The 26,993-nt window shown below is 55.8% G+C and carries 27 protein-coding genes and 3 pseudogenes; 14 read left to right on the top strand and 16 right to left on the bottom strand.

Annotated elements, in window-relative coordinates; all coding sequences use genetic code 11:
* The first annotated feature begins 185 nt into the window (after positions 1–185).
* The gene (locus L2I46_RS17725; protein WP_105491384.1) at positions 186–1,565 is read left to right on the top strand and encodes an amino acid permease; all 1,380 of its coding nucleotides are present in this window, start codon (positions 186–188) and stop codon (positions 1,563–1,565) included.
* Positions 1,566–1,838: 273 nt separating this feature from the next.
* Here L2I46_RS17725 and L2I46_RS17720 read toward each other — a convergent pair whose 3' ends face one another.
* The 3 genes from L2I46_RS17720 to L2I46_RS17710 all read right to left on the bottom strand — a co-directional run bounded on the left by L2I46_RS17720 (position 1,839) and on the right by L2I46_RS17710 (position 4,094).
* Entirely contained in the window at positions 1,839–2,033 is a 195-nt protein-coding gene (locus L2I46_RS17720; RefSeq protein WP_004203980.1) for a hypothetical protein, read from the bottom strand.
* A gap of 236 nt (positions 2,034–2,269) precedes the next feature.
* Entirely contained in the window at positions 2,270–3,388 is a 1,119-nt protein-coding gene (locus tag L2I46_RS17715) for an oxidoreductase (RefSeq protein ID WP_236948093.1), read from the bottom strand.
* Positions 3,351–4,094: a DeoR/GlpR family DNA-binding transcription regulator gene (locus L2I46_RS17710; protein ID WP_032452613.1), complete on the bottom strand. Its 744-nt coding sequence runs from the start codon at positions 4,092–4,094 to the stop codon at positions 3,351–3,353. The genes L2I46_RS17715 and L2I46_RS17710 overlap by 38 nt, the downstream gene beginning before the upstream one ends.
* A 278-nt stretch (positions 4,095–4,372) precedes the next feature.
* Here L2I46_RS17710 and zntB point away from each other — a divergent pair, with 278 nt between their 5' ends.
* The 3 genes from zntB to dbpA all read left to right on the top strand — a co-directional run bounded on the left by zntB (position 4,373) and on the right by dbpA (position 7,256).
* Positions 4,373–5,356 carry a zinc transporter ZntB gene (gene zntB, locus L2I46_RS17705; RefSeq protein ID WP_032436262.1) on the top strand — a complete coding sequence of 328 codons (984 nt, stop codon included), beginning with the start codon at positions 4,373–4,375 and terminating at the stop codon, positions 5,354–5,356.
* 317 nt (positions 5,357–5,673) lie between these two features.
* Entirely contained in the window at positions 5,674–5,868 is a 195-nt protein-coding gene (gene ynaL, locus L2I46_RS29545; protein ID WP_071592553.1) for a proline-rich small protein YnaL, read from the top strand.
* 14 nt (positions 5,869–5,882) lie between these two features.
* Complete coding sequence (dbpA, locus tag L2I46_RS17700; protein ID WP_044522571.1) at positions 5,883–7,256, top strand: ATP-dependent RNA helicase DbpA; 1,374 nt, start codon at positions 5,883–5,885, stop codon at positions 7,254–7,256.
* 45 nt (positions 7,257–7,301) lie between these two features.
* On the opposite strand, the gene ttcA is transcribed toward dbpA, so the two are convergent.
* Together ttcA and L2I46_RS17690 are read right to left on the bottom strand one after the other, a co-directional pair.
* Complete coding sequence (ttcA, locus tag L2I46_RS17695; RefSeq protein ID WP_236948092.1) at positions 7,302–8,237, bottom strand: tRNA 2-thiocytidine(32) synthetase TtcA; 936 nt, start codon at positions 8,235–8,237, stop codon at positions 7,302–7,304.
* A 48-nt stretch (positions 8,238–8,285) separates the two neighbouring features.
* Positions 8,286–8,720, bottom strand: a pseudogene (locus L2I46_RS17690) (tyrosine-type recombinase/integrase); the annotation flags it as partial.
* 446 nt (positions 8,721–9,166) lie between these two features.
* Here L2I46_RS17690 and L2I46_RS17685 point away from each other — a divergent pair.
* From L2I46_RS17685 to L2I46_RS17680, 3 genes and pseudogenes are all read left to right on the top strand, one after another.
* A complete protein-coding gene (locus tag L2I46_RS17685) occupies positions 9,167–9,487 on the top strand; it encodes a TonB family protein (RefSeq protein ID WP_236948091.1) in 321 nt (106 codons plus the stop codon).
* A 172-nt stretch (positions 9,488–9,659) separates the two neighbouring features.
* Positions 9,660–9,776: pseudogene (locus L2I46_RS29775) on the top strand (hypothetical protein); the annotation flags it as partial.
* A 206-nt stretch (positions 9,777–9,982) separates the two neighbouring features.
* Positions 9,983–10,243 carry a bacteriocin immunity protein gene (locus L2I46_RS17680; protein ID WP_077266838.1) on the top strand — a complete coding sequence of 87 codons (261 nt, stop codon included), beginning with the start codon at positions 9,983–9,985 and terminating at the stop codon, positions 10,241–10,243.
* A 291-nt stretch (positions 10,244–10,534) separates the two neighbouring features.
* Here the strand turns inward: L2I46_RS17680 and L2I46_RS17675 are convergent.
* The 5 genes and pseudogenes from L2I46_RS17675 to nifJ all read right to left on the bottom strand — a co-directional run.
* Positions 10,535–10,702, bottom strand: a pseudogene (locus L2I46_RS17675) (SOS response-associated peptidase); the annotation flags it as partial.
* A gap of 326 nt (positions 10,703–11,028) precedes the next feature.
* Positions 11,029–11,463, bottom strand: coding sequence for a universal stress protein UspF (gene uspF / locus L2I46_RS17670; protein WP_023289426.1), 435 nt, complete (start codon positions 11,461–11,463; stop codon positions 11,029–11,031).
* Positions 11,464–11,544: 81 nt separating this feature from the next.
* Positions 11,545–11,757 carry a KTSC domain-containing protein gene (locus tag L2I46_RS17665; protein ID WP_023289427.1) on the bottom strand — a complete coding sequence of 71 codons (213 nt, stop codon included), beginning with the start codon at positions 11,755–11,757 and terminating at the stop codon, positions 11,545–11,547.
* Positions 11,758–11,901: 144 nt separating this feature from the next.
* Positions 11,902–13,026 carry a porin OmpK37 gene (ompK37, locus tag L2I46_RS17660; RefSeq protein WP_044522574.1) on the bottom strand — a complete coding sequence of 375 codons (1,125 nt, stop codon included), beginning with the start codon at positions 13,024–13,026 and terminating at the stop codon, positions 11,902–11,904.
* A 357-nt stretch (positions 13,027–13,383) separates the two neighbouring features.
* Positions 13,384–16,911: a pyruvate:ferredoxin (flavodoxin) oxidoreductase gene (nifJ, locus tag L2I46_RS17655; RefSeq protein WP_049015193.1), complete on the bottom strand. Its 3,528-nt coding sequence runs from the start codon at positions 16,909–16,911 to the stop codon at positions 13,384–13,386.
* A gap of 361 nt (positions 16,912–17,272) precedes the next feature.
* On the opposite strand from nifJ, the gene L2I46_RS17650 reads away from it, so the two are divergent.
* The gene (locus tag L2I46_RS17650) at positions 17,273–17,536 is read left to right on the top strand and encodes a putative hemolysin (protein WP_236948090.1); all 264 of its coding nucleotides are present in this window, start codon (positions 17,273–17,275) and stop codon (positions 17,534–17,536) included.
* Between the two features lie 31 nt (positions 17,537–17,567).
* Here L2I46_RS17650 and hslJ read toward each other — a convergent pair whose 3' ends face one another.
* The 3 genes from hslJ to L2I46_RS17635 all read right to left on the bottom strand — a co-directional run bounded on the left by hslJ (position 17,568) and on the right by L2I46_RS17635 (position 19,768).
* Positions 17,568–18,008, bottom strand: coding sequence for a heat shock protein HslJ (hslJ, locus tag L2I46_RS17645; protein ID WP_048334938.1), 441 nt, complete (start codon positions 18,006–18,008; stop codon positions 17,568–17,570).
* A 122-nt stretch (positions 18,009–18,130) separates the two neighbouring features.
* Entirely contained in the window at positions 18,131–19,120 is a 990-nt protein-coding gene (locus L2I46_RS17640) for a 2-hydroxyacid dehydrogenase (RefSeq protein ID WP_065805961.1), read from the bottom strand.
* 147 nt (positions 19,121–19,267) lie between these two features.
* Positions 19,268–19,768, bottom strand: coding sequence for a DedA family protein (locus L2I46_RS17635; protein ID WP_023289432.1), 501 nt, complete (start codon positions 19,766–19,768; stop codon positions 19,268–19,270).
* A gap of 206 nt (positions 19,769–19,974) precedes the next feature.
* On the opposite strand from L2I46_RS17635, the gene L2I46_RS17630 reads away from it, so the two are divergent.
* From L2I46_RS17630 to L2I46_RS17620, 3 genes are read left to right on the top strand one after another with little or no spacing between them, the layout of a single operon-like run.
* On the top strand, positions 19,975–22,614 hold the full coding sequence (locus L2I46_RS17630; RefSeq protein WP_236948089.1) for a YdbH family protein: 2,640 nt from the start codon (positions 19,975–19,977) through the stop codon (positions 22,612–22,614).
* Positions 22,611–22,796, top strand: a complete 186-nt coding sequence (locus L2I46_RS17625) for a YnbE family lipoprotein (RefSeq protein WP_004204017.1) — start codon at positions 22,611–22,613, stop codon at positions 22,794–22,796. Before L2I46_RS17630 ends, L2I46_RS17625 begins: the two co-directional genes overlap by 4 nt.
* Before the next feature lie 7 nt (positions 22,797–22,803).
* Entirely contained in the window at positions 22,804–23,127 is a 324-nt protein-coding gene (locus L2I46_RS17620; RefSeq protein ID WP_023289434.1) for a YdbL family protein, read from the top strand.
* Here the strand turns inward: L2I46_RS17620 and feaR are convergent, their stop codons facing one another.
* The gene (gene feaR / locus L2I46_RS17615) at positions 23,128–24,030 is read right to left on the bottom strand and encodes a transcriptional regulator FeaR (RefSeq protein WP_236948088.1); all 903 of its coding nucleotides are present in this window, start codon (positions 24,028–24,030) and stop codon (positions 23,128–23,130) included.
* Between the two features lie 251 nt (positions 24,031–24,281).
* Here feaR and L2I46_RS17610 point away from each other — a divergent pair, with 251 nt between their 5' ends.
* The 3 genes from L2I46_RS17610 (at position 24,282) to L2I46_RS17600 (ending at position 25,699) form a co-directional block, all read left to right on the top strand.
* A complete protein-coding gene (locus L2I46_RS17610; RefSeq protein ID WP_023279958.1) occupies positions 24,282–24,452 on the top strand; it encodes a hypothetical protein in 171 nt (56 codons plus the stop codon).
* Complete coding sequence (locus L2I46_RS17605; RefSeq protein ID WP_088402462.1) at positions 24,452–24,838, top strand: hypothetical protein; 387 nt, start codon at positions 24,452–24,454, stop codon at positions 24,836–24,838. Before L2I46_RS17610 ends, L2I46_RS17605 begins: the two co-directional genes overlap by 1 nt.
* A gap of 141 nt (positions 24,839–24,979) precedes the next feature.
* Positions 24,980–25,699 (top strand): HNH endonuclease, encoded by a 720-nt coding sequence (locus tag L2I46_RS17600; RefSeq protein WP_236948087.1) that lies wholly within the window; start codon positions 24,980–24,982, stop codon positions 25,697–25,699.
* 36 nt (positions 25,700–25,735) lie between these two features.
* Here L2I46_RS17600 and L2I46_RS17595 read toward each other — a convergent pair whose 3' ends face one another.
* Positions 25,736–26,395, bottom strand: a complete 660-nt coding sequence (locus L2I46_RS17595) for a baseplate hub domain-containing protein (RefSeq protein ID WP_236948086.1) — start codon at positions 26,393–26,395, stop codon at positions 25,736–25,738.
* Entirely contained in the window at positions 26,395–26,955 is a 561-nt protein-coding gene (locus tag L2I46_RS17590; protein ID WP_236948085.1) for a hypothetical protein, read from the bottom strand. The genes L2I46_RS17595 and L2I46_RS17590 overlap by 1 nt, the downstream gene beginning before the upstream one ends.
* Positions 26,956–26,993: the final 38 nt, after the last annotated feature.

Genomic DNA, 26,993 nt, shown 5'->3' with positions numbered 1-26,993 from the left:
CTGGCCAATTTTCGCGCGTTATGCGCCAGGTCAGCGCCGCGATGACCAGCTTTCAGAACGAACTGGAAAATAATATTTCAATATCATTCAATGGATTAGTTTTGGCCTGACGCTCCGCGACGATCCGCTGGCCTGAAAGTTGCTACCGGCGAAAGTGACTTTTTACAGACAGGGGCAGGTCAGAGATGACAACGCAGCAAGAGCATCAGTTAAAGCGCGGGTTAAAAAACCGCCATATCCAGTTGATCGCCCTCGGGGGGGCGGTCGGCACCGGACTGTTTTTAGGTATCGCGCAAACGATCCGTATGGCAGGCCCCTCGGTCCTGCTGGGGTACGCCATCGCCGGGGTTATCGCCTTCTTTATCATGCGTCAGCTTGGCGAAATGGTGGTAGAGGAGCCGGTGGCGGGGTCGTTCAGCCATTTCGCCAACCGCTACTGGGGGCCCTTCGCCGGGTTTATGTCCGGCTGGAATTACTGGGTGTTGTACGTGCTGGTAAGCATGGCGGAGCTGACGGCGGTGGGGATCTATATTCAGTACTGGTGGCCGGAGGTACCCACCTGGCTGTCGGCGGCAATCTTCTTCGTGGCGATCAACGCCATCAACCTGACGCACGTCAAAGTGTATGGCGAGCTGGAGTTCTGGTTCTCGATTGTCAAAGTGGCCGCCATCATCAGCATGATCGCCTTTGGCTGCTATCTGTTATTTAGCGGTCACGGCGGGCCGGCGGCGACGGTGGCCAACCTGTGGCAGGACGGGGGATTTTTCGCTAACGGTATCACGGGCTTAGTGATGGCCATGGCGGTGATCATGTTCTCCTTCGGCGGGCTTGAGCTGGTGGGGATCACCGCGGCGGAAGCCGACGAACCGCATAAAACCATTCCCAAAGCCACCAACCAGGTGATCTACCGTATTCTGCTTTTTTATGTGGGGTCGCTGGCGGTCTTGCTGTCACTCTACCCGTGGCGGAACGTCGTGGAAGGGGGAAGCCCCTTTGTGCTGATCTTTCACGCCATTGACAGCAATATTGTGGCCAACGCCCTCAATCTGGTGGTGCTCACCGCCGCGCTGTCGGTCTACAATAGCTGCGTCTACTGCAACAGCCGGATGCTGTTCGGCCTGGCTCAGCAGGGCAACGCCCCGCGCGCGCTGCTGCGGGTGAACCACCGCGGGATCCCGTTGACCGCCCTGGCGGTGTCCGCCGTCGCCACGGCGCTTTGCGTGGTGATTAACTATGTGATGCCCGGGAAAGCCTTTGCCCTGCTGATGGCCCTGGTGGTGGCCGCCCTGGTCATCAACTGGGCGATGATCTGCATCACTCATCTTAAGTTCCGCCGCGCCATGCAGCAGGCCGGGAAGGTAACGGCTTTCCAGAGTTTCGCCTATCCCCTGACAAACTGGCTGTGTCTGCTGTTTCTCGCCGGGATCCTCGGGGTGATGTATCTGACCCCGGATATCCGCATCTCCGTCTGCCTGATCCCGGTATGGCTGCTGATCCTTGCCGCAGGCTATCTGCTGCGCAGGAAAAGCGCGCCGGAGCCGGTGGCGGCGCTGGAGGAGCGGTAGTCGCCGACGCCCTGCCTGGCGGTAGGGCGATATTGTTTCGACTAAAAAATCACGGGGAAATAGATAATTACGATAAATGACATCTCACGTTATCGGTCTGAAAATTGACAAAAGCGTGGGCAGACAGCATGGGGTTCTGGCTGGTCGTTATCCTGTTTATCGCCGGTGGGGAAGGAGAGCCGCCAGCGGGAACGAGGGCCGTGGCGGCGGAAGGGGGGAGATCAACGGCAGGCGCGTCGGCCTGGCCTTGGGTATACCGCAACAGGCTGCCTGTTAATCCACGTTAGTAAAATAATCGCGCGCGGCGGTCTCGACGCGCTTCGCGTCCAGCCCGGTCTTCTCAGTGATCTGCTCGATAAACGGTTTAAATTTTTCGTCCATCACGTTCCCTCCTTCCCAGTGGGCGACGTAGAATTTGCACTGATAGCGATAAAAATGGAGAGTGGTATCTCCTAACGTGTAGTACATGAGCTTCTCCTGTCCGGTATTGCGGTCACCGCGTCCACAGCGTCAGCAACCTTGTTCTCATCACGATCGATCTGTCCTCTATCCTCCTCCCAATTGGCTGAAATTTCCAGCGGTGCTTTAGGCAAAAACGCAGGATAAAGAAAGGATAATCTGCTGACAGGCAGTGATTATTTCTGCAGTCGGGGTGGCGATCCGGTTACCTGCAGGCTGCGCAGATAACCGGAGTAACGACAGGCTTAGCGCAGCGCGTTGCGCTCGTCGTCGGTCAGGTCGAGGGTCTGCGCCACGCCGCTTTCTGCAGAACGCGCCGCCGCTTCCAGGACGGCCATCACCGCCAGCGCCTGCACCGGCGGCACCGGATTGGCGATCAGGCCCTTCAACGCGTCGCGGATCTGCATATAGTACTGGCGCTGATCGCCCGGCGGGGTAGGCTGGGTTTGGGTCTGCAGCGAGGCGTCATAGACAACCAGCCCATCCTCATCCTCGCCCCAGCCGGCGCTTCCCGGCACCACACCCGCCAGCAGCTGGCTCTCCTGCTGGTCGGCCCGCGCTTTGACAACGCTGCCTTTATCGCCATGCACCGTGAAGCGCGAGGAGCCCCCCGCGACCAGCATGCTGCAGTGGAGGATCGCTTTATGCGCCGGGTAGTTTAAGACCACATGCGCCCAGTCGTTGATCTCCGCGCCGTCGCGCAGGGTGGCGATGTTGCCCTGTACCGACTGCGGCAGACCAAACAGCTGCAGCGCCTGATCGATCAGGTGCGGCCCCAGATCGAACCATAAGCCGCTGCCGGGGACGTTCTGCTCGCGCCAGCGGACGCGGACTTCCGGGCGGAACCGGTCGAAATGGGACTCAAAATGTTTCACCGTGCCGATGGCGCCCTGCTCAATAACCTGACGGATACCGAGATAGTCGCTGTCCCAACGGCGGTTATGGAAGACGGAAAGCAGCCGCTGTTTCACCTGCGCCAGGGCGATCAGCTCCCGGGCCTCCTGCATATCAAGGGTAAAGGGTTTGTCCACCACCACATGCTTGCCGGCGTTCAGCGCCAGGCGGGCCAGCGGCGCGTGCGTGGCGTTAGGGGAGGCGATAACCACCAGATCGACATCCGGGTGCTGGACCGCCGCTTCCGGGGAAGCGATCACCGTGACGTCCGGCAGGTCGCGTTTGACTTTCTCTTCATCGCGCGAGGCGACGAAGGCCAGGTTCAGGCCCGGCACCGAACGGATAAGCGGCGCGTGGAAAGTCTTACCGACGAAGCCATAGCCAATCAGGGCGATATTTATCGTGTTGTTACTCATCAGGTTCTCCACGTTGTTAAGCGTCAGCAATATGTACAGAGAGGGCAGGATCATCCCCCAGCTCAGGCCAGGGACGATCGAGGAAAAGATGGTGAATGTCGCTGAGACCGGCCACCAGCCAGGGTTCGCAATGGTTGACTTTGGTATGGTCCGCCACCAGCCAGTGTTCCGCGCTGGCGGCGAGCATGGCGCGTTTTACGTCCGCATCGGCCTCCTGGCTGGCGCTCAGGCCCAGTTCGGCATGCAACGCGCAGGCGCCGAGAATCGCGATATCGGCGCGGTAGCGCGCCACCAGCGACAGCGTGGCGCTGCCGGCGAACAGCCGCTGTTCACTGTCCCACTGGCCGCCAAGCAGGATAAGCTGGATATCGGCGCGGTCGCTGAACAGCTGGGCGATATCCAGCGAAGCGGTGATCACGGTCATGGGGCCTTTCAGCTGTGTAGCGACGGCCAGCAGTGTGCTGCCGGCGTCGAGAAACAGCGTCGAGCCGGAGGGGATGCGCGCGGCGACCTGCTGGCCCAGACGCTGTTTCGTTCCGGGGAGCAGGGCGTTTCTTCCCTGGCGCGTCATCGCCGGGACGTTAAGCGCGATGGCGCCGCCGTGGCTTTTCTGCAGTACCCCCTGGTTTTCCAGCTCACTGAGATCCCGGCGTATGGTATCGGCCGACACCTGCAGCGCATCAACCAGTTCGCTGATGCTCAGCTGACCGGTTTCACTCAGCCGGTCAAGGATGTGTTTTTGTCGCGCGAGCTTATGCATGGCGAGGGACTCCGCAAATTGACGCAATAAACGGCATAATACAGCAAAAAGCCGCAAAATAAACCGCAAAAGGTCGCAGTGAACCGCGCAAAACCTGAAGAACTTGATTTCACTACACTTTAACGTTAAATGAGGAAAGCGGGCGCGGCCCGGGGGAAAGCGCTTTTTAATGAAGCGATTAGCCTCTTTCACCGGGCAATAAACAGCGAAAAAGCGCGCTTTCGCGTACCTTATACAGAGCGCGCGCAATGCGACAGGCATGGATTAACGGAGGTTGAGTGGACGCGATTAAAGGCTCGGAGTTGCAGATACCGGACGCGATCTTCGCGTGGGTGCTCGACGGGCAGGGGGGCGTGAAGCCGCTCGCCGATGACGATATTATCGACAAAGAGAAGCCCTGCTGGCTGCATCTCAACTATACCCATAGCGACAGCGCCGACTGGCTGGCGGCCACCCCGTTGCTGCCCAATAACGTGCGCGATGCCCTGGCGGGCGAGAGCACCCGACCGCGGGTGACGCGGATCGGCGACGGGGCGTTGATTACCCTGCGCTGCATCAACGGCAGCACCGATGAACGGCCAGACCAGCTGGTGGCGATGCGTCTGTATATGGATGAGCGGCTGATCGTCTCCACTCGTCAGCGCAAAGTGCTGGCGCTGGACGATGTGCTGGGCGACCTGAAGGAGGGCAATGGGCCGACGGATGGCGGCAGCTGGCTGGTGGAAGTCTGCGACGCGCTGACCGATCATGCCAGTGAGTTTATTGAACAACTGCACGACCGAATTATCGACCTCGAAGACGACCTGCTCGATCAGCAGGTGCCGCCGCGCGGTTTTCTCGCGCTACTGCGTAAGCAGCTGATTGTGATGCGCCGGTATATGGCGCCGCAGCGCGATGTTTACGCCCGGCTGGCCAGCGAACGCCTGCCGTGGATGAGCGACGATCAGCGGCGGCGGATGCAGGATATCGCCGAGCGGCTGGGGCGCGGGCTGGACGAGATCGACAGCTGCATTGCCCGGACGGCGATCATGAGCGATGAGATCGCCCAGATTATGCAGGAGTCGCTGGCGCGGCGGACCTATACGATGTCGTTGATGGCGATGGTGTTTCTGCCCAGCACCTTTTTAACCGGCCTGTTCGGTGTCAACCTCGGGGGGATCCCAGGTAACAGCTGGCATCTGGGCTTTAGCCTCTTCTGCCTGATGTTAGTCGTTGTCATCGGTGGTGTTGCGTGGTGGTTACATCGCAGTAAATGGTTGTAAAGAATCGCCTTTTGGCAGCGACGATGCCGGGAAAACCCGGCAATGTTTGAGCGAAATCAATAAACCCTCTACCCATTCAGGGCAATATCTCTCTCGCAGGTGAATGCAACGTCAAGCGATGGGCGTTGCGCTCCATATTGTCTTACTTCCTTTTTTGAATTACTGCATAGCACAATTGATTCGTACGACGCCGACTTTGTTGAGTCGGCTTTTTTTTTGCGCTCTCCTGACCAGCTTCTACGCTTACTAAGACACCCGACGGTCTTCAGGCCGTTTACGCCTGCGGGTACGCCCGTATCACTTTCCGGGAGGCCACTATGCATTACGCTTCAGGGCTGACAGCCCAGTCCATCCCCATCTCGCCCGAGCCGAACGATCCGGTTCCTTTACCCGATCCGCGACCGCGCCCGCAGCCGCAGCCCGATCCGCCGCCTGATGAAGAGCCGATTAAATTGTCGCATCAGGCGCGGAGATCTGCGAGGATACGCGCCTGCAGATCGTCTGTCCTTTAATACGAGAATACATTGTGACCGCTTTTTCTACCCTGACTGTTTTACCTGCCGCCCAATTAGCCAACCTTAACGAGCTGGGTTATCTGTCGATGACGCCGGTTCAGGCCGCCGCCCTGCCGGCGATCCTCGCGGGGAAAGATGTGCGCGTGCAGGCAAAAACCGGCAGCGGAAAAACGGCCGCCTTCGGGCTGGGCCTGCTGCAGCATATCGATCCGTCGCGCTTTGAGACCCAGTCGCTGGTGCTGTGTCCGACCCGTGAACTGGCCGATCAGGTTGCCGGCGAGCTGCGCCGTCTGGCGCGCTGCCTGCCGAACATCAAGATTTTGATGCTCTGCGGCGGGCAGCCGTTTGGCGCTCAGCGCGATTCACTGCAGCACGCCCCGCATATTATCGTCGCCACCCCGGGCCGTCTGCTCGATCATCTGCAGAAGGGGACGGTCTCTCTCGACGCGCTGCAGACCCTGGTGATGGATGAAGCGGACCGCATGCTCGATATGGGCTTCAGCGACGCCATCGACGAGGTGATCCGCTTCGCGCCGGCTGACCGGCAGACGCTGCTGTTTTCCGCCACCTGGCCTGCGGCGATCGCGGCGATCAGCGGTCGGGTGCAGCGTCATCCGGAAACGATTGAGATTGACAGCGTCGATGCGTTACCGGCTATCGAACAGCAGTTCTTTGAAGTTTCCCGTCACGGCAAGATTGCGCTGCTCCAGCGTCTGCTCAGCCAGCATCAGCCGGCGTCCTGCGTGGTGTTCTGCAATACCAAGCGCGATTGCCAGGCGGTCTGCGATGCGCTCAACGCCGCCGGGCAGAGCGCATTATCGCTGCACGGTGACCTCGAGCAGCGCGACCGCGATCAAACGCTGGTGCGCTTCGCGAACGGCAGCGTCCGGGTTCTGGTGGCGACCGACGTCGCCGCCCGCGGCCTGGACATCAAATCTCTCGCGCTGGTGGTGAACTTCGAGCTGGCCTGGGATCCGGAGGTGCATGTTCACCGCATCGGCCGTACCGCCCGCGCCGGCGAACAAGGCCTGGCTATCAGCTTCTGCGCGCCGGAAGAGGCGCAGCGCGCCACCATTCTGGCCGACATGCTGCAATTATCCCTTAACTGGCTGCCGGCGCCGACGGGCAACGCTATCACGCCGCTGACGGCGGAGATGGCGACGCTGTGCATCGACGGCGGAAAAAAGGCGAAAATGCGCCCGGGGGATGTGCTGGGAGCGTTGACCGGAGATATGGGGTTTGATGGCGCCGATATCGGCAAAATTACCGTCCACCCGGCCCACGTCTATGTGGCGATCCGCCAGAATATGGCGCAGAAAGCGTATAAGCAGTTACAAAACGGCAAGATCAAAGGCAAAGCCTGCCGCGTACGACTGCTGAAGTAAGGGCAGAATAGCGCGTCTCAGGCGGCGGCCTGAGACGCTTTCGGGTTACTTCACTTCCACTACGTTCAGACGCAGCTCATCTAACCGGGCGTCCTCTTCCTCCGGCTGCCAGCCGGCAGGCTGCAGGGGAATCTCTTCACGGTCAAACGCCAGATCGCCGCCGTCCACCACCTCAGAACCGTGGGTGATGCCTTTAAAATCAAAAAGATTAACGTCGCTCAGGTGCGAAGGCACCACGTTCTGCATCGCGCTAAACATGGTTTCAATGCGTCCCGGATAACGCTTATCCCAGTCGCGAAGCATATCGGCGATCACCTGGCGCTGCAGGTTAGGCTGCGACCCGCACAGGTTGCACGGAATAATCGGGAAGCCCTTGGCCTGGGAGAAACGCTCGATGTCCTTTTCGCGGCAGTAGGCCAGCGGGCGGATGACGATGTGTTTGCCGTCATCGCTCATCAGCTTCGGCGGCATCCCTTTCATTTTGCCGCCGTAGAACATATTCAGGAACAGCGTCTGCAGGATGTCGTCGCGATGATGGCCGAGGGCAATCTTGGTGGCGCCGAGTTCGCTGGCGGTACGGTAGAGAATGCCGCGACGCAGGCGAGAGCAGAGCGAGCAGGTGGTTTTCCCTTCCGGGATCTTCTCTTTGACGATGCTGTAGGTATTCTCTTCGACAATCTTGTATTCAACGCCCAGCTGCTCAAGATACGCCGGCAGAATATGCTCCGGGAACCCGGGCTGTTTCTGGTCGAGGTTCACCGCCACCAGCGAGAAGGAGATGGGCGCGCTTTTCTGCAGGTTACGCAGGATCTCCAGCATGGTATAGCTGTCCTTGCCGCCTGACAGACAAACCATAATGCGGTCGCCTTCTTCAATCATATTGAAGTCGGCGATCGCCTCACCGACGTTGCGGCGCAGACGTTTCTGCAGCTTGTCGATGTTGTATTTCTCTTTCTTTGTAAGTTCTTGATTTTCTTGCATTGTTAACATTCTCAAAATCTAAAAGGGGCATATAGGGGGCAAAACGTGTTAAAGCCCAAGCCGGGAATTCAACATAGAAACCTGATCGCCGTTCATTTCTTCTATCCATGTACTATAAACGTCGTACACCATTTGCGCGTTTTCATGCCCCATCTGATTGGCTATAAAAGACGGGTTTGCGCCAGCCGTCAGGAGCCAGCAGGCAAAAGTATGCCGCGTATGGTACGGATTCCTGCGGCGAATGCCAGCGCGTTTTACTGCAGCTTCCCATCTGCTGCCTATACTGCTGTGCGAGTAGCAGGGTTTTTGCTCGCCCTTCCGTCTCCGCGGCATGAAAACAAGTCGCAAATTCTGTTCCTCGCTTGAGCCGTATTCCCTGTGGTGAAACGTGATAGTGGCTACCGGATGTCCAGCTGTCAGTTCATGCTGCGCTTTGAGCGCGTCCAGGGCAGGGCCGAGCAATTGTATCGGCCGGTTTCCTGCTGCTAATGCCATACCGAGGCCTTTTGCTGAGTCGCTGGTGAGAGGTAACTCGCCGGAGATGTGCCGGGCGTGAGAAACCGTAAAAGCACCTGGGAAGCAATAAAATACCCGGCAATCAGTGCCGGGTTTTGGGGCTCACATAAGATTGGAAATCTGGCTGTAAGAGAGGTGTTTACTTTACTTGACCCTAAATGATAAGTCGAAACTCCTCATTTTTTAATGGAATATAGGTGAATGGAAGCGTTATAGGGAAGGAGTAGCCCTGCGGAAGAATGGCGATGCCTCAATCCCCCGCAGAACGCAAAGCGCGCAGCTAACCCGGCTGTGATATATAATCCCCTCCATACCAGCGGGGATGTAGAAGTGGAGCCGCATCCTCCGGCGTTGCATGAAAAAGGCGTATTAGGGATCTATAGACATAAGGAAAACAACAATTGGTATCGGTTATGAAAAAAACATTACTTCTGGTTTGCGCTGTTCTTATATCAAACTTGGCACTTGCTGCAGAAAATAAAGAAGAAGTTGTGCCTGTGCGGATAAGTTGCCCTAATCCTTATTATCCAGTTTCTGCCATGGCTAATCGGATTAGTGGCACTGTAAATTACGCTGCCTCAGTAAATGAAAAAGGGGAAGTAACTTCTGTTGAGACAACTGGTGCTGAGCTCTTTTTTAGAGAAACAAGATCAGCAATGAGAAAATGTAAGTATGAGCCCGGAAAGCCAGGCATTGCGCGTGGAACAATAAGATTTCGTCCATCTCAACCGTAAATACTGCTAGCCTACCTGGATTTTGTGTACTGAGAGATCTAGCAGCCTGATGCTCTTGCAATGGGAGTCGAGCCAAGTGATGTTATGTTGGCAAGCTCTAGAGATTTACCTGGCAAAATCACTGGTTAAGGGGAGCAGGTTAGTCATGGTTGGCTGAAAAAAAACTGGAGACGAGTTAGGCTCTCCTGTTCCCAGTGTGATTGCTGAAAAATTTCGTGGCTGTGAGTTTTCGAACTTTCATTCATTCGGAGATCTTTCAGGAAGGCGGTTTCTGATACCACTGAGCTAACTGAGCGGTTTGAACAAGCTAGCTTAGGGAGTATCAAGTTAGAAAGATGGTCGTTCATTCGTAAAATGAGCATGTCGGGGGGAGGCTTAAACATGAATTAGAACACGCAAAAGCTATTAAAATACCGGTGATGTGTATGGTGTTGAGAACTGGCGAGTTATGATGCACAAAAAGCCATGTCGAAGTTCACTAAGCAATGGTGGTAAATGATGGACAATAAAAAAAGCATTTCTGATTACACCGAATCTGAGTTTTTAGCTTTTGTGGAAAAGATATTTAAACCGGATAATACAACCGAAGATGAAGATGTGCAAAATGTTTTAGAGTTTGAACGTATCACTGAACACCCTAATGGTTCTGATGTAATTTTCTATCCTCCAAAGGGCCGAGAGGATAGTCCGGAAAGGGTTGTTAAGGAAGTGAAAGAATGGCGGGCCAGGAATGGCAAGCCTGGTTTCAAAGAGTAGCTGATCGGTACAGTTGCGTTATCTTACCTATCTTAACGTGATAATAGATGACTTCTGATTGAAACTCGCGCCGGCGGTTTTTTATTACGTTGAATTTATTATCGATGAAAGTAGCTCACAATTTTGATTTTTTATCAACCAGCCCTAAAGATGCCGTCGGAGCCTGAGCAACTTCCTTAACTTATGCGCTTTGAGGGCATTCCCGAAGCAAAAGGCAAGCAGAACACCAAGGTCTGCTTTCAGCATAGTGCGGGTATTATCAGGTTATTGGATTTTAATAGCCTCAATCAATTACGCCCCCTGATTCCTAACGTTGTCCACCGCTCGGAAAACGGGGTGCCATGTGAAATGATCTGCAGGTACCGCACCATCTGCAATTATCTCATTCACCTCTTTTCCTCGAATAGCCTACCTCATCCATTCCCGGGTGGATTCAGGTGCCAGGACCAGCGGCCGGCGGTGTGGGGGGCTGGCTGTATGTAAATACAAAATAAATTCAGTTGGTTGGGGAGCACAACTTATTGATGTTGTACATTTTTGCTGATTTCTTGATTTTGCAGCATGTAATAGTGGCTCAATTCATAGTGTGGCATCAGAAGAGCACGCGTTCTGCCAGCCGCTGGACAACGTGGCGCTGGCGCGTAGCAATTAATGAGGTCTGACAGGCAACCGTGGCGTGTATGGTACGGATTCAGGGGCGGAATGTCAGCATCTTTCCGGCACTTTCCGCTGCGGGCAGGGGCAGAAGTAAAAATAAAAAGCCCGCCGGGCGGCGGGCTGAGGCGTTAGCGAACGACCAGCACCGAGCACTCGGCGTGGCGGACCACCGCGGCGGCGTTGGAGCCCAGCAGATAGGTGGTAATATCCGGCCGGTGCGAAGCGATGATCACCAGGTCGGCGGGTAGCGACCTGGCGAGGGCCAGGATCTTATCCTTTGGCGACCCTTCGGCAACGTGAAAATGTTTCCGATCTTCCGGGATAGAGAACTGCTTCGCGAGCTCTTTAAGCTGCGTTTCCGTCCCTTCGCGCAGCTCATCCATACCAGGCAGTTCGGCGGTATAGGCCATTCCCAGTGAGGCATAATAAGGCAGGGAAGGGATAACGGAGAGGAAATGGACCTCAGCGTCGTCAATCCGCGCTTCCGATTCAACGTGACTGATAATGCGTTCAGTAAATTCTTTATCAGAGATATCGATGGGGACAAGAATCATTCTGCTCATAAAACCTCCTGTTTAAGTATCCCCTCATATTGTACGGCATTATGGCACGTTTTGTATCATGACCGCAGTCACACTTTGACATTAACGTGGCTTGCGTTCGGGGAATTTTCCCTTTATCACGCCGTCATAAAATCGGCCTTTTGACACCACCTGTAAAAAGTCACGAAAAATACGCGGTGGAACCCCGGTATATTGCAACGGCGGCTGGTGATAAAAACAGATTTCCAGCGTGGCGGAGGCGTCATCATAGGCGACAGAGATAATTCGGGAAGATTTTACCGGGTGATGATGCATGATGGACGTCCTCGGGCAGGCACTGACTGAGCACGACTATATCACTAAACGGACGGCTATTTTAAGCTGTGGGATATATTGTTTTGTTTTAGCTGCTGTGAGGCAGAGAGAGAGAAAGCCCGCCGGAACCGGCGGGCTGGCGCATCAGAACTGGTAAACCAGGCCCAGCGCGACGATGTTGTCGGTAGAAATACCGTTGTCTTTGTAGAAGCTGTCGTTGTCATCCAGCAGGTTGATTTTGTAATCAACGTAGGTGGACATATTACGGTTGAAGTAATAGGTGGCGCCGACGTCCATATATTTGACCAGATCTTTATCGGCGTAGCTGCCGGTATTATAGAGATCTTTGCCTTTGGACTGCAGGTAGGAGATAGCCGGACGCAGACCGAAGTCGAACTGATACTGAGCAGTGACTTCGAAGTTTTGCGTCTTGTTGGCCACGCCGTCATTGCCGTACGGGGTCATATTGCGGGTTTCAGAGTACATGGTCGCCAGGTAGATATCGTTGGCGTCGTACTTCAGACCGGCAGTCCAGGCTTCGGCTTTATCGCCGCGGGCGTTGGTCTGGGTCATCTGGTCGTTGGTACGGTCAGAAGAGGTATAGGCCGCAGCCGCGCTGATGCCCATGCCGAAGTTATAGGAGGTGGAAAGACCGAAACCGTCGCCATTGTCAAAGCGAACATCGCTGTCGCTGCTGCGGTTGTTGGTGCCGACGTTGATATCCTGGGCGTTTTGGCCTTCGTTTTTACCCTGATACTGCAGGGCGAAGTTCAGACCATCCACCAGACCGAAGAAATCGCTGTTGCGGTAGGTCGCGACGCCGTTGGCGCGGCCTGCCATAAAGTTATCCGCATAGGTGTAAGAGTCGCCGCCGAACTCCGGCAGCATATCGGTCCAGCCTTCGACGTCGTACAGCACGCCGTAGTTACGACCGTAGTCGAAAGAACCGTAATCGCCCACTTTGATACCGGCGAAGGCCAGACGGGTCCACGCCTGATCGCCGGCGCTTTCGGTATTGTTGGCCTGAACGTTGTATTCCCACTGGCCGTAACCGGTGAGCATATCGTTGATCTGGGTTTCGCCTTTAAAGCCAAAGCGAACGTAAGTTTGGTCGCCGTCTTTTTTCGAGTCGCTGGAGAAATAGTGCAGACCGTCTACCTTGCCATAGACATCTAATTTATTTCCGTCTTTATTATAAATTTCCGCCGCGTGCGCAGCGCCAGCGGCTAATAAAGCCGGAATAACGAGGGCCAGTACTTTTCTTTTCATGAAGAAATTCCTTTAACTGTTTTTATGTTCTAGCTTCCGGGAAGGAAGTGAACTCATGCTAAAGGAGCGGTCTGAGATATGGTAAGACTCAATTGTTACGATATAAGTAAAATCTAAATAAAATACGTCTGAAGTAATGGTGATAATTATGGTGAATATATCTACAAATAATATACAAAATAAAAATTATACATATCCAGATTGATCGCGTATTATTCGGGCGTTATATGCCTTTATTGTCATGCCAAGCATTTTTATTTGCCGTCTCATTCTGCGGAATGATTTTGTTTATCGGTAAAACGACAAGCCCGAACTTTATGTTCGGGCTTTTTTTATGGCTGCGGGAGAAAAATAACCTCAGCTCTCGCTCGGTGATTTCTCCGCTTTGCCCGCCAGCTGGGCGAGGAAGTCGTAGCGCTTCTGCAGGTCGGCGGCAGCGTCTTTCCACAGTTGCTCCGCCACTTCCGGCTGCTGCGCATTCAGGCGACGGAAGCGTTGCTCATTGAGCAGCGTCTCAGCCAGGGCGTCTGACGGTGGGCGGGAGTCCAGCGCCAGCGGGATCTTGCCTTCTTCCGCCCGACGCGGGTCGAAGCGGTAGAGCGGCCAGAAGCCGGTAGCGGTCAGCTGACGCATCTGATCGTGGCTGAGCGCCAGATCGTAGCCATGCTCTTCACAAGGACTGTAGGCGATGATCAGCGACGGCCCCGGATAGGCTTCCGCTTCCTGAATCGCTTTCACCGTCTGGTTCAGCTGCGCGCCCAGCGAAATCTGCGCCACATAGACATGACCGTACATCATCATGCTGACGCCAAGATCTTTGCGCGCCTTGCGTTTACCGTGCTCGCCAAACTTAGTGACCGCCCCCAGCGGGGTGGCTTTTGACGCCTGGCCGCCGGTGTTGGAGTAACACTGGGTATCCAGCACCAGAATGTTGACATTTTCCGTCAGGCTCAGCACATGGTCCAGACCGCCGAAGCCGATATCGTAGGCCCAGCCGTCGCCGCCGATCAGCCAGACGGATTTCTCCACCAGCGCGTCGGCATCGGTCAGCAGCTCTTCAGCGCCTTGCACGCCGGCCAGCGCCTGACGCAGGGCTGCCACCTGTTCGCGGCGCGCTTCCGGCGTCGCCTCGGCATGCAGCGCCGCGTTCAGCTCTGTCGGCAGCTGGTCGGCGAATTCGCTCAGCAGGCGCATCACGCGCTGGCGATGCTGGTCGACGGTTAAGCGGAAGCCGAGCCCGAATTCAGCGTTATCCTCAAACAGCGAGTTGGCCCACGCCGGGCCGCGGCCGTTGGCGTCGGTCGTGTACGGGGTCGAGGGCAGGTTGCCGCCGTAAATGGATGAGCAGCCGGTGGCATTGGCAATCAGCATCCGGTCGCCATACAGCTGGGTCAGCAGTTTGATATACGGCGTTTCGCCACAGCCGGAGCAGGCGCCGGAGTATTCAAACAGCGGGCTGATCAGCTGCGAAGTGCGGATATCAATACGCTCCAGTTTGCTGCGGTCGATTTCCGGCAGGTTGAGGAAGTAATCGTAATTCACTTTCTCCTCTTCAACATGCTCCAGGCGCGACATCATATTGATGGCCTTGATCTCCGGGTTCTGGCGATCTTTTGCCGGGCACACTTCCACGCACAGGTTGCAGCCGGTGCAGTCTTCCGGGGCGACCTGCAGAACGTATTTCTGCCCGCGCATATCGCGGGATTTAACGTCCAGCGAGTGCAGACTGGCAGGGGCGTTCTCCATGTCCTCCGGCGCGACCACTTTGGCGCGGATTGCCGAGTGCGGGCAGGCGGCAACGCAGTGGTTACACTGGGTGCAAAGCGCTTCCTTCCAGATCGGGATCTCTTCGGCGATGTTGCGTTTCTCCCAGCGGGTGGTGCCCATGGGCCAGGTGCCGTCCGGCGGTAGGGCGGAGACCGGCAGCGCATCGCCGAGGCCGGCCAGCATGGCGGCGGTGACCGTTTTGACGAAATCCGGCGCGGCGTCGGAGACCACCGGCGGGCGGTTCGGACTGCTGGCATTCACCGGCTGCAGCGGCACTTCCGCCAGGGACTCGCGGGCCAGGGCCAGCGCCTGCCAGTTACGTTCCACCAGCTCCTGACCTTTGCTGCTGTAGCTTTTGGCGATGGCCGCCTGCAGTTCCGCCAGCGCGCTGTCGCCAGGCAGGATGTGAGTCAGATGGAAGAAGGCCATCTGCATCACGGTATTAATGCGCGCCCCGAGGCTACATTCGCGGGCGATCTTCGCCGCGTTGACCACGTAAAAACGCGCTTTTTTCTGATTCAGGGTAGCCTGCACTTCCTGCGGCAGGCGGGACCAGACTTCATCGGCGCTGTACGGCGTGTTGAGCAGGAAAATGCCGCCGGGCTTCAGCCGCTCGGCCATCTGGTATTTATCGATAAACTGCAGCTGGTGGCAGCCAACGAAATCGGCCTGCGAAATCAGATACGAAGAACGAATCGGCTTTTCGCTGACCCGCAGATGGGAGACGGTCAGGCCGCCCGCCTTCTTCGAGTCATAGACAAAGTACCCCTGGGAGAACCACGGGGTGGAGTTGCCGATGATTTTGATATTGTTTTTGGTGGCCGACACGCTGCCGTCGCTGCCGAGGCCGTAGAACAGCGCTTCGAGCTTGGCCTCTGCCGGCAGGGTATTTTCGCCCAGCGGTAGCGACAGGTTGGTCACGTCGTCATAGATGCCGACGGTAAAGCGCGGCTTCGGCTGGGCGGCCTGCAGCTCATGGAATATCGCCAGCACGCATTCCGGACCGAACTCCTTGGAAGAGAGACCGTAGCGGCCGCCGATGGTCCGCGGCAGCGTCTCGCGCTCGCCGCGGTTAAAGGCTTCCGCCAGGGCGGTCATCACGTCGAGATACAGCGGCTCCGCGTGCGCGCCAGGTTCTTTGGTGCGATCCAGCACCGCCACCGCCCGGGCGCTCTCCGGCAGCGCTGCCAGCAGGTGGGCGGCGGAGAACGGACGATAGAGGCGGACCTTCAGCACGCCGACTTTCTCGCCGCGGCTCAGCAACTCATCGACCACCTCTTCGCAGGTGCCGATGGCCGAGCCCATAATGACGATGACGCGTTCCGCCTGCGGATGGCCGTAAAACTCAAACGGTTTGTACTGGCGGCCGGTGGCGGCGGCGAAGTCATCCATCGCTTTCTCGACATGATCATAAACCGCGTCGTACCACGGGTTGGTGGCCTCCCGCGACTGGAAGTAGGTGTCAGGGTTGGCCGAGGTCCCGCGGATCACCGGGTGTTCCGGATTGAGCGCGCGCTGGCGATGCTCAGCGATTTTTTCCTGCGGCAGCAGGGCGCGAATCGTGTCATCCGCCAGCGGGGCGATTTTGTTGATTTCGTGCGAGGTGCGGAAACCATCAAAGAAATGAATAAACGGCACCCGGCTTTGCAGAGTGGCGATATGCGAGATCAGCGCGAAATCCTGCGCTTCCTGAACGCTGCTGGCGCACAGCATGGCGCACCCGGTCTGGCGGACCGCCATCACATCGGAATGGTCGCCGAAGATCGACAGCGCGTGGGTGGCGACGGTGCGGGCGGCGACGTGCAGGACAAACGGCATCAGCTGGCCGGCCAGTTTGTACAGCGTGGGGATCATCAGCAGCAGGCCCTGCGATGAGGTAAAGGAGGTGGAGAGGGCGCCGGTCTGCAGCGCGCCATGTACGGCGCCAATGGCGCCTGCCTCCGACTGCATTTCGACCACGCGGGGCACATCGCCCCAGACGTTTTTCAGCCCATTGCCGGCCCAGGCGTCGGCCTGTTCCGCCATCGTTGAACTGGGCGTGATCGGGTAGATGGCGATAACTTCACTGGTGCGAAACGCGACGGAAGCGACCGCGCCATTACCATCAATAGTAATCATAGGAAGACACCCTTACATTGCGCAAAAGAATGGACGCGTAAAACCGCGACGCGCCCTGTAATTATATAAGAGGTAGTTTAGCAAACCGTTGATGCCGCCATTTTTGCATTTGTGTCCTCAATGCGGCGGCCACCCGTGACCAGATCAATATTTTGCGCGGTTCGCGGAGAAAGTGGCTTTCCAGGGCGTGAAGGCCAGCGATTGTCCGGTGGCGAACCCGGGGGAGATCAACCTTTAGGCAGAAATTTGCTAGAAAATGTTAATGAGACGCATAAATACGTACTTCCCCTCTCGACGCCGCGCGCCACGCTGCCTATTATTCTTGGGTTTGCTTTTTAAGACGTTTCCGAGGGGAGAGAAAATGCGAGCTGCGATATTAGTGGGATGTGCGGCGCTGTTGCTGTCGGCGTGCAGTAGTGAACCCGTTCAGCAGGCCACGGCGGCGCACGTCACGCCAGGAATGCGGGCGGCGATGAGCGACGCCGGTCAGGACAACTGCGCCATGATAGGCGGCTCGTTATCGGTAGCTCGTCAGCTCGATGGTTCGGCGATTGGCATGTGCGCGTTGCCGAACGGTAAACGCTGCAGCGAGCAGGCGCTGGCGGGCGGAAGCTGCGGCTATTAATGGCAACCCCGCAGCGGGTTCACCACGCCGGCTAGTGCATCAGGTCGGCGAGCTTATAGACCAGCGTCTGGTCGGCGGTCGCCAGCGTCAACTGGTTTTCCGTCAGATCGACCTGCGCGCCCTCGCGCAGCATCTTACCAATGGTCGCGTCAAGGGTATTGAGCTGGGCATCGTGGCACAGCATCCGGGTCATCGCCAGCGATTTAACCTTCAGCTCGCCGTCCGACACCTTACCTTCCCCGCTGAAGCCGTTGCACATATTGCCCGAAACATACATATTGCCCGTAAGAGCCATCTTCTCGCCGAAGCTCAGCTCCAGCGGCCGGTCGCCCGCGTTCACTGCCTGGCCGTTGACGCTGGTCAACACGAAACGATGATGCTGTAGCTGTTCCGCGCCGGTGGACACCTTACTGTTATAGACACAGCCGGACAGCAGCAACCCTGCCGCCAGTAATGCCGCAAATTTGTTCATTTTTACTCCAAAACATTCACATTACTAATAAAACAAAGCCAGTGTAACGGTATCGCAGCGGGGATCTGTGGGGATTATCTGAATGTGCTCCCCCGGGGAGAGGAGCACAAAAGGGAAAGGAGTCAGACGATAGCGTTCGGGCAGGTTTCACCGTTGGCGACCTGCTGCAGATTGCCCAGGGTGGTCTCCGAAATGCTGATCAGCGCCTCGGCGGTGAGGAACGCCTGATGGCCGGTAAACAGCACGTTGTGGCAGGCGGAGAGGCGACGGAAGACGTCGTCCTGGATCACGTCGTTGGATTTGTCTTCGAAGAACAGATCGCGTTCGTTCTCATAAACGTCCAGCCCCAGCGCGCCGATTTTCTGGTGCTTCAGGGCATCGATGGCCGCCTGGGAATCGATCAGCGCGCCGCGGCTGGTGTTAATCACCATCACCCCGTCCTTCATCTGATCGAAGGCCTCGCGATTGAGCAGATGGTAGTTTTCATCGGTGAGCGGGCAGTGCAGGGAGATCACGTCCGACTCCTTGTACAGCGTGGCCAGGTCAACATATTCCACCCCCAGCTCCAGCGCGGCGGCGCTTGGGTACGGGTCAAAAGCCAGCAGACGCATGCCGAAGCCTTTAAGGATCCGTAGCATCGCCACGCCAATTTTCCCGGTGCCGATCACCCCGGCGGTTTTGCCGTACATGGTGAAACCGGTGAGGCCTTCGAGGGAGAAATTGGCATCACGGGTACGCTGGTAGGCGCGGTGGATGCGGCGGTTAAGCGACATCATCATGCCGATCGCATGTTCAGCGACCGCTTCCGGCGAGTAGGCCGGGACGCGCACGACGCGCAGGTCAAGCGCTTTCGCCGCCTCGAGGTCGACGTTGTTAAACCCGGCGCAGCGCAGGGCGATATACTTCACGCCGTGAGCCTTCAGCTCCTCCAGCACCGGACGGCTGCCGTCGTCATTGACGAAGATGCATACCGCTTCGCAACCGTGGGCGGTTTTGGCGGTTTTCTCTGTCAGCAGGAAGTCGAAGAATTCCAGTTCAAAGCCGTAGGTATCATTAACGTGCTGCAGGTACTTTTTATCGTACTGCTTCGTACTGTAAACCGCGATTTTCATAAGACTTTTCTCCAGTGATTATAACGTCACGGTAGCATATTTAAAATTATCGTACAATTATTAAAAAATAGTTTAAATAGCAGGTGCTTATCCTAATTCTAGAGCATATCGCGGATTTGCGGAATCTCTTTGAAAGACAAAGTTTTTTCACCACAAACTCAGGCTTAAAGCGCCGGGGGAGAGCAGCAGAAACGGCCACAGCAGACCGGAGGTGACGTTAGCCAGCTGAAACGACCACAGCGGCAGGCCGCTGGCGCCGCTGACCAGGGGCAGGGTGGCGCGCAGGGGAGAGAGGAAGCGACTGAAAAAGACCGCCCACAGCCCGCGGCGCTGAAAAAAGAGTCGACTGCGGGCCAGCCGCTCGGCGGTCAGCCAGCGCAACTGCGTGAGGCGGTGACGATAGCGAACGCCTAACCACCACGAGAGCCAGAATCCGCCGATGGCGCCGAGGCTGGCGCTGGACCACATTAACAGGAAATGACCGAGGCTGGCGGAAGCGAATGTCCCCAGCAGCAGCAGGCCGGAGGTGCCCGGGATCGCCAGCGACACCAGCGCGCAGGATTTAGTGAAAGTGAGCAGGAAAACCATCAGTAATACCAATGGATAGTGGCCCTGTGCGCTCTCAATGAGCGAGATAATTAACGACACTGTCTCTCCCGCAAGCAAAACCGAACTGGCTGGAGTGTGGCAGGTAGCGCTTAAACAAAAGCTAAATAGTGACGAGCGATCGCCGCGCCGCGATACCGGCTGGCAACTATGCTTTAACAGGTCGCAAACTTTCACTCACTGGTCGAACGTGTCACAATGGGCGCCTTTCGGCTTTTACTTATGTTGAATCAGGATATTAACTGCCCATGAAGGGTAAATATAAAGCCGCCATCGCGCTGGTGCTAGCGCTGGTGTTACTGCCGCTAACCCTGCTGTTGACGCTGACCCACTGGGTGCCGACGCTGGCGGGCATCTGGCTGCCCGTGGGGACTCATATCGCTTTGCAGGAGAGCCCGCGTCTTACGCGCTCCGCCCTGCTGATCCCCGATCTGCGCTATCTGGTGGGCGACTGTGAACTCGCCCGGGTGACCGATGCCCGTCTCTCGCGCCCCAGCCGCTGGCGGCTGCATATTGGCCAGCTGGAGATCAACAGCGCCTGCCTGAGCAAACTGCCGGCCAGCGATCCCGCGCCGGGGGCGCCGCGCACCCTCGCCGAATGGCAATCAATGCTGCCCTACAGCTGGTTAACCATTGAGAACCTGCGGCTGTCGCCGTGGGAAAAATGGCAGGGGCGGCTGGTGATGTCCTTGACGCCTGCGCAGCAGGATATCGGCTTCGCCGGAAACGATTTGAGCCTGCAGGCGCGCCTGCGCGGCCAGGCGCTCACTGTCAGCCAGTTCAGCGCCAGGCTGACTGACGATCAGCCGCCGGTGAAGCTGGTGGGGACCTTCCATCTGCCGCTGGTGCCGGATGGCCTGCCGGTCGATGGCCAGATGCAGGGCACCTTCGAATTCCCGCAGACTGCAGAATGGATCGATGCCGAGCTGGCGTGGCAGCATAATCGCGGCCAGCTGCTGGTCACCCCGCGCGGCGAGGTGGAGCCCATTCTCGACCTGCCGTGGGAGATCACCCCGGAACGGATCACCATCAGCGACGGCCGCTGGCGCACCCGCTACGAGGCGTATCCGCTGAGCGGCCGCGTGGCGCTGTCGGTCGGTGACTGGCAGCAGGGCACGGAACAGATGATCGTCAGCGGCCGCTTAAATGTGCTCACCGAGGGGCATGCCGGCAAAGGCAACGCGGTGCTGAATATCGGCCCGGGCAAGTTAAGCATGGATAACAGCGACCTGCCGCTGCGGCTCACCGGCGAGGCCAAGCTGGGGGAGATGATCTTTTACGCCGCGCTGCCGGCCCAGCTCAGCGGGTCGCTGGTCAGCCCGCAGCTGGCGTTTCACCCCGGGGCGCTACTGCGTTCGCGCGGGCGGGTGATCGACGCGCTGAACATTGACGAAATCCGCTGGCCGCTGGCCGGGGTGAAGGTCACCCAGCAGGGCGTCGATGGCCGCCTGCAGGCGATCCTCCGCGCCCATGAGCAGCAGATGGGCGACTTTACGTTGCACCTGGACGGGCTGGCGAACGATTTTCTGCCCGACAGCGGCCGCTGGCAGTGGCGCTACTGGGGCGAGGGGCATTTCACGCCAATGCAGGCGCGCTGGGATGTGAAGGGCAGCGGTGAGTGGCGGGACAATGCCATTACGCTGAGCAGCCTCTCCACTGGCTTCGATAAGCTCGAGTACGGCACGATGCGGGTCAGCACGCCGCGTCTGACCCTCGAGCAGCCGATTCGCTGGCTGCGCGACGCTGAGCATCCGCGGCTGACCGGCACGCTGTCGCTGGATGCGGCAAAAACCACCTTCTCCGGCGGCAGCTATCTCCCGGCGTCGACGCTGAAATTCGCTCTCGACGGCCGGGATCCGACGTGGTTCCAGTTCACCGGCGCGCTGCACGCCGATACCATTGGCCCGGTGCGGTTGACCGGGCGCTGGGATGGCGAACGGCTGCGCGGCCAGGCCTGGTGGCCTAAACAGTCGCTGACGGTATTCCAGCCGCTGGTGCCGCCGGACTGGAAGATGAACCTGCGCGAAGGCAGTCTCTATGCGCAGGTGGCCTTCTCGGCAGCAGCCGGGCAGGGATTTGAGGCGGGCGGTCATGGCGTCCTGAAGGGCGGCAGCGCCTGGATGCCGGATAACCAGATCAATGGCGTCGACTTCGTTCTGCCGTTCCGCTTCAGCGATGGCCACTGGCAGCTGGGCACCCGCCGTCCGGTCTCCCTGCGCATTGGCGAAATCGTCAACCAGGTCACCGCGCGCAACCTGACGGCGGACCTGCAGGGCACCTGGCCATGGAGCGAGGCCAATCCGCTGCAGCTTAGCGACGTCAGCGTCGACCTGTTAGGCGGCAAGCTGACCCTGCTGCAGCTGCGCATGCCGCAGCGCGACCCGGCGCTGATCCGTCTGCAGCACATCTCCAGCAGCGAACTGACCAGCGCGGTCAAGGTGAAGCAGTTCGCCATGTCCGGGGCGGTGAGCGGCGCGCTGCCGCTGTGGCTGGAGAACAATCAATGGATTATCCACGACGGCTGGTTGCGCAATGACGGACCGATGACGCTGCGGCTCGATAAAGACACCGCCGATGCGCTGGTGGCGGACAACGTCTCCGCCGGGGCGGCGATCAACTGGCTGCGCTATATGGAGATCTCCCGTTCATCGACGCAGATTAACCTCAACAATCTGGGCGTGCTGACGCTTAAGGCCGCCATCAACGGCACCAGCCGGGTGGACGGGAAAAGCAGTACCGTGCATTTAAACTACGCTCATGAGGAGAATATTTTCGATCTGTGGCGCAGTTTACGCTTCGGCGACAATTTACAGGCGTGGCTTGAGCAAAATGCCACGCTGCCCGTGCGGCGCTGTACGGACGGTAAGACATGTAAGGAACCTAAATGAAGAAGCTGTTACTGGCCATAGTGGCGTCGATGCTGCTCGCCGGCTGTACGCCGCGTATCGAAATTGCGGCGTCGAAAGAGCCCATCACCATCAATATGAATGTCAAAATTGAGCATGAGATCCATATCAAGGTCGATAAGGATGTGGAAAACCTGCTGAAATCCCGCAGCGATTTGTTCTGAGGCGACGATGAGAAAACGACTGTTAACCGCAGCGCTGGCGCTGACTCTGCTCAGCGCGCCCGCGCTGGCGTTGACCCTGAACGAAGCGCGCCAGCAGGGGCGGGTGGGGGAGACGCTGAACGGCTATCTGGCGCCGCTGCGTCAGGATAAAGAGACGCTGGCGCTGGTGAAACAGATTAACGCCGCGCGCAGTGAAAGCTACCAGCAGCTGGCGGATGACAACAATCTGCCGGTGGATGAGGTAGCGAAAATGGCCGGACAGAAGCTGGTGGCCCGCGCTCAGCCCGGGGAGTACGTCCAGGGGCTGAACGGCCAGTGGCTGCGCAAATAGTTAGCGGCAGCGCTTACGGTATTCGCCCGGCGAGACGCCGAAGCGCTGCTTAAAGGCGGTGGAGAAATGGCTGTGGTCGCTGAAGCCCCAGCGGTAGCCGATCCCCGCCAGCTTTTCGTCGTCATGGACGTTCTGTAACGCCCGGGCGCACAGATCCAGCCGCCGGTTCTTAATATACTGCGCCACTACCAGCCCTTTGTCGGCAAACAGCCGGTAGAGGCTGCGCACCGACATTCCCGTCTCGCTGGCCAGCCACTCCGGCCGCAGGTGTTCCGACTGAATGGACGCGTCGATTAACGCAATGATCTTCTGAAACTGCTGGTCCCGCCGGGACGGGGTCGGCTCGCGCTGGCGCAGCACCGGGCGCAACAGGCAGGCGATCGCGTCCAGCGCCGCCTCACTCTCGCTGGCGGAGAGCGTCGTGCCGCCCATACTCTCCAGCAGCAGGCGCTGACTGAGCTGCACCATCGGCAGAGACTTGTCCAGCCGGCAGGCGGTAGCGATCTCGCCCGTCGGCGCCACCCGCTGGCGCGGCAGCAGCAGCGAAGCCTGACGCGAGGTCTGCTGCCAGACGATAGAGCACGGGCGGGCGGCGTCGATCAGCGTGATATCCCCCGCCGCCAGGGTCACCTGGCGATCGTCCTGTTCGATCACCGCTTCGCCGGCGAGCTGAAACACAGTATAGAACCAGGCGTCGTTATCGCGTTTGATCTCATTGCGCGTGCGGTAGAGATTGACGCCGGCGGCGGTGACCGTGCTGACTTTGAGACTGCCGGCGTAGCGGGCGTCAATCTCGCCGTGAAAGTGTCCCTCCAGCGGCCGGGCGGCGAAATGGCCGCAGACCTGATTGATCGTCGCCAGCCAGCGCTGGTAGGCCAGCCCCCCCTCAGCCGTGGTCATCATTCGCCGTTCTCCTGTAATAATAATGTTTCTGCATTGTTGCATTTATGCCGCCTCAGGCAAGGGCGCGATGGCGGGTATATGAAAGAACTATTACCTGAAGAACGGTTTCATTTTGACAAAAGAATATTTCAATCAATCTCAATAACTTAACGGCTTATGACTGTATATCCATACAGTTCTGGTGTACGCGTGTGCACACACGGATTATATTAAAACTCCGAGCAAAACTTACTGTTTATCAAGGAGTTAACATGGAAAGCCGCTTTGAAGATATTTTATTTGATACTGTGAACTCGATCGTTGAGTACACAAGGATAGGGCGTACTAAAGCTGTTACTAAGTTGTACAGAAACGGGAAGTTGGCAGCGGTGAGAACCATCACTGCGGAAGGTACTACATATGCTTTTAAAGGAGATAACTGATGGACCAGAAGTTCAAAGACGAGTTCTTGAAAGTAGGCATCACTGAACATCTACTGCCAGTGATTGAGCGGTTGTTTAGTCATACTGCGGGAAGGTTCTGTGAGAATTTTGTTGAGCAAGAATGGGCTTCATTGGATTTTCCGGGATTAATCTATCACCCGCTGCATGACACTGCATATTACGTAATCAATCCAGGTAATCAATCAGATGCTATTCTGAACAACAGAGAGTTTGGAGCATTCGTCTCAATGATGACGATTAACAACCTGTGCTGGAAGTTCGAGAACACAGACTATTGCTCAAGCATATGTGATTTGTACTATCAAACGAGGGAGTCATTCTATGATAACTTTAAGAATCGATCCTTATTTAGGCTTATTGATTAAAATACAATGAGTTAGCTGGAGTGTGTTTTATGGCTCGGTTCAAAAAATACTACAATTCAGTCCTGAGCCATAGATTTCCATTTTATTGTTTACTTCTGCTGATAAAATGAACTCTTGTATAAAACGGGTTGAGGTCATCATATGTTGAACAATATAGAAAGAATGAAATATGCATTAACCGAATGGGCTATTAAAGAGGGCGTATTTGATGATGCAACTTTCTATACTCAAAGGGAGTGGAAAGAACGTGGAGAGGATTTTCACAATGATGCGGTAATGGTGCTTGTGATCGATGGTAGTGGATTATTCCATCTGCTTAATTATGGCTGTGACACAACTGAATTTGAGGATTTGGTCGAATCCTTTGGGTTCTTCTATGAACAAGGTTATAGCTGGAGCGTTGGATTTTATCCTGTAGATGACTATGACTACAGAAGACAGACCGGAAGTTACCGTTCTAAATTACGTGATCCTCGGTGGTTAAGGAAATCCGAGTTAGTTAAAAAACAAGCGGGGAATCACTGCCAAGATTGTGGAGCAGTGGGACGTCTCGAAGCTCATCATTGTTATTATACGACGATGAGCAAAGGTTATGAACCATGGGAGTATCCTCTGAGCGCATTTAGAGCACTTTGCCCTACATGTCATGATAAGCGTCCAATACCTGAAATCAGAGCACGTGCTTTCTTGGCTAGATTAACTCATTCCCAACTAACTGGATTGCTTGAGGGATTGGACAATGGTTTTAATCGATTTGAAGCAGATTCTTTTATTGAGTTTATGAAGAAGGCCACTTTTGACAAGAAGCGCATGGAAGAAGCGTTATTACTTCTAAAGAAAAATGGTGAAATCTATGATTAATGATTGCTTTTGATAAAAAGGACCTAACGGTCCTTTTTATTTGACTGACGTCCAACGTGCTTCACTATTCCACTTACCAATTCGAGCAAAGAAACTGTCATTTTCATTACCTGGATAAGCACGATGGACACCATCTGATGCATGATTACGAGCTGATTTTTCAAGTACAGCCCAGATACTATCTAAAGTTGCTTCTGTTTCGTTCTTACATTCTGCGTCATTATAATCAAGTTGAATACTTAACTTATCAATGACACCAGTAAAGATGTTAAAACTCGTCTGAACTGAACCGTTGTTTGGGTTAATAAAGCCGATATCAATTTTTACTTCAGAGTTATCAAGAGCTTTGGAACGAATAAGACTGATATACTCAGTCCGCACGTTTGATAGACGAACTGTCATACCAGTGTTATTAATCTCTTTACTTTCTTGAATGGTACTAATATCCGTAAAATCACCAGTAGCAAGATAAGTTTTTCCTTGATATTGAACATCAAAGTAAGCATCTGTAATGAGTAGTTCTTGATTATCATGAGTTTTGATACTCACGAAGTGAAACAAAGTACCAACAGAAAACAACTGGCTAAGACTTAGTGAGGCAAGACTTTTGCCATTAAAATCGTTATATGCACTGATAAAATCAGGGTTCTTGCATAACTCTTCAAATCTTTGTTTGATATTATTAATCTCAGACATTAGATGTTCTCCGTTGCTGTGAATGATATTTTACTAATGCTTTTCAAATCGTAAGGTATAGAGTCATTCGTCAGAATAAACTCACCACGAGGGTTCTGATATTTAACAGTCTCGCCATTCTGAACATTCTTTATTAAAGCAGGGAATAACTTCATTGGTTTCCCTGAAACAACATCTTCAGTTACAGTATAAAGTTTTTTATGATTTTCAAACTGTATGATTGTCCCTGCTTCCAATGTACCAGAGAAACCATTAACTACAATCTGTCGAGCGCCGGGTTGAATGGTCTGTGTTGTATTAACAGAACCGCGAGCTGTACCAGTGTATTGACCAGCATAGCTGATATTAAATTCAAAAGGACGTCCATACATATGCTTGGCAATAAAGTTCTGAACTATTGAAATATCTTTAGCCATATAGTTAGCGTTAAATTCTAAGTCGTAGTACTGAATGCCTGTGTATCTTCGTTGGTATTTTCCTGAAACTGCTCTGTTCCCAAAAAACGGAGCATTAGACGTTAATTTAACGTCAGTTAGTTTAACGTTAGTGTTAGATAACATAAGAGCCTCTTATTAAATACGTATACAAATCTATTTAA

The organism is Klebsiella sp. 2019SCSN059, from assembly GCF_021739525.1.
GTDB classification, from domain to species: Bacteria; Pseudomonadota; Gammaproteobacteria; order Enterobacterales; family Enterobacteriaceae; genus Klebsiella; species Klebsiella quasipneumoniae.
This window is presented reverse-complemented; position numbering and strand designations above follow the sequence as displayed.

Coding starts and splice junctions, on each gene's coding strand:
- L2I46_RS17725 (WP_105491384.1), top strand. CDS start 186: ATGACAACGCAGCAAGAGCATCAGTTAAAGCGCGGGTTAAAAAACCGC.
- L2I46_RS17720 (WP_004203980.1), bottom strand. CDS start 2,033: ATGTACTACACGTTAGGAGATACCACTCTCCATTTTTATCGCTATCAG.
- L2I46_RS17715 (WP_236948093.1), bottom strand. CDS start 3,388: ATGATCCTGCCCTCTCTGTACATATTGCTGACGCTTAACAACGTGGAG.
- L2I46_RS17710 (WP_032452613.1), bottom strand. CDS start 4,094: ATGCATAAGCTCGCGCGACAAAAACACATCCTTGACCGGCTGAGTGAA.
- ynaL (WP_071592553.1), top strand. CDS start 5,674: ATGCATTACGCTTCAGGGCTGACAGCCCAGTCCATCCCCATCTCGCCC.
- ttcA (WP_236948092.1), bottom strand. CDS start 8,237: ATGCAAGAAAATCAAGAACTTACAAAGAAAGAGAAATACAACATCGAC.
- L2I46_RS17685 (WP_236948091.1), top strand. CDS start 9,167: ATGAAAAAAACATTACTTCTGGTTTGCGCTGTTCTTATATCAAACTTG.
- L2I46_RS17680 (WP_077266838.1), top strand. CDS start 9,983: ATGATGGACAATAAAAAAAGCATTTCTGATTACACCGAATCTGAGTTT.
- uspF (WP_023289426.1), bottom strand. CDS start 11,463: ATGAGCAGAATGATTCTTGTCCCCATCGATATCTCTGATAAAGAATTT.
- L2I46_RS17665 (WP_023289427.1), bottom strand. CDS start 11,757: ATGCATCATCACCCGGTAAAATCTTCCCGAATTATCTCTGTCGCCTAT.
- ompK37 (WP_044522574.1), bottom strand. CDS start 13,026: ATGAAAAGAAAAGTACTGGCCCTCGTTATTCCGGCTTTATTAGCCGCT.
- nifJ (WP_049015193.1), bottom strand. CDS start 16,911: ATGATTACTATTGATGGTAATGGCGCGGTCGCTTCCGTCGCGTTTCGC.
- L2I46_RS17650 (WP_236948090.1), top strand. CDS start 17,273: ATGCGAGCTGCGATATTAGTGGGATGTGCGGCGCTGTTGCTGTCGGCG.
- hslJ (WP_048334938.1), bottom strand. CDS start 18,008: ATGAACAAATTTGCGGCATTACTGGCGGCAGGGTTGCTGCTGTCCGGC.
- L2I46_RS17640 (WP_065805961.1), bottom strand. CDS start 19,120: ATGAAAATCGCGGTTTACAGTACGAAGCAGTACGATAAAAAGTACCTG.
- L2I46_RS17630 (WP_236948089.1), top strand. CDS start 19,975: ATGAAGGGTAAATATAAAGCCGCCATCGCGCTGGTGCTAGCGCTGGTG.
- L2I46_RS17625 (WP_004204017.1), top strand. CDS start 22,611: ATGAAGAAGCTGTTACTGGCCATAGTGGCGTCGATGCTGCTCGCCGGC.
- L2I46_RS17620 (WP_023289434.1), top strand. CDS start 22,804: ATGAGAAAACGACTGTTAACCGCAGCGCTGGCGCTGACTCTGCTCAGC.
- feaR (WP_236948088.1), bottom strand. CDS start 24,030: ATGATGACCACGGCTGAGGGGGGGCTGGCCTACCAGCGCTGGCTGGCG.
- L2I46_RS17610 (WP_023279958.1), top strand. CDS start 24,282: ATGGAAAGCCGCTTTGAAGATATTTTATTTGATACTGTGAACTCGATC.
- L2I46_RS17605 (WP_088402462.1), top strand. CDS start 24,452: ATGGACCAGAAGTTCAAAGACGAGTTCTTGAAAGTAGGCATCACTGAA.
- L2I46_RS17600 (WP_236948087.1), top strand. CDS start 24,980: ATGTTGAACAATATAGAAAGAATGAAATATGCATTAACCGAATGGGCT.
- L2I46_RS17595 (WP_236948086.1), bottom strand. CDS start 26,395: ATGTCTGAGATTAATAATATCAAACAAAGATTTGAAGAGTTATGCAAG.
- L2I46_RS17590 (WP_236948085.1), bottom strand. CDS start 26,955: ATGTTATCTAACACTAACGTTAAACTAACTGACGTTAAATTAACGTCT.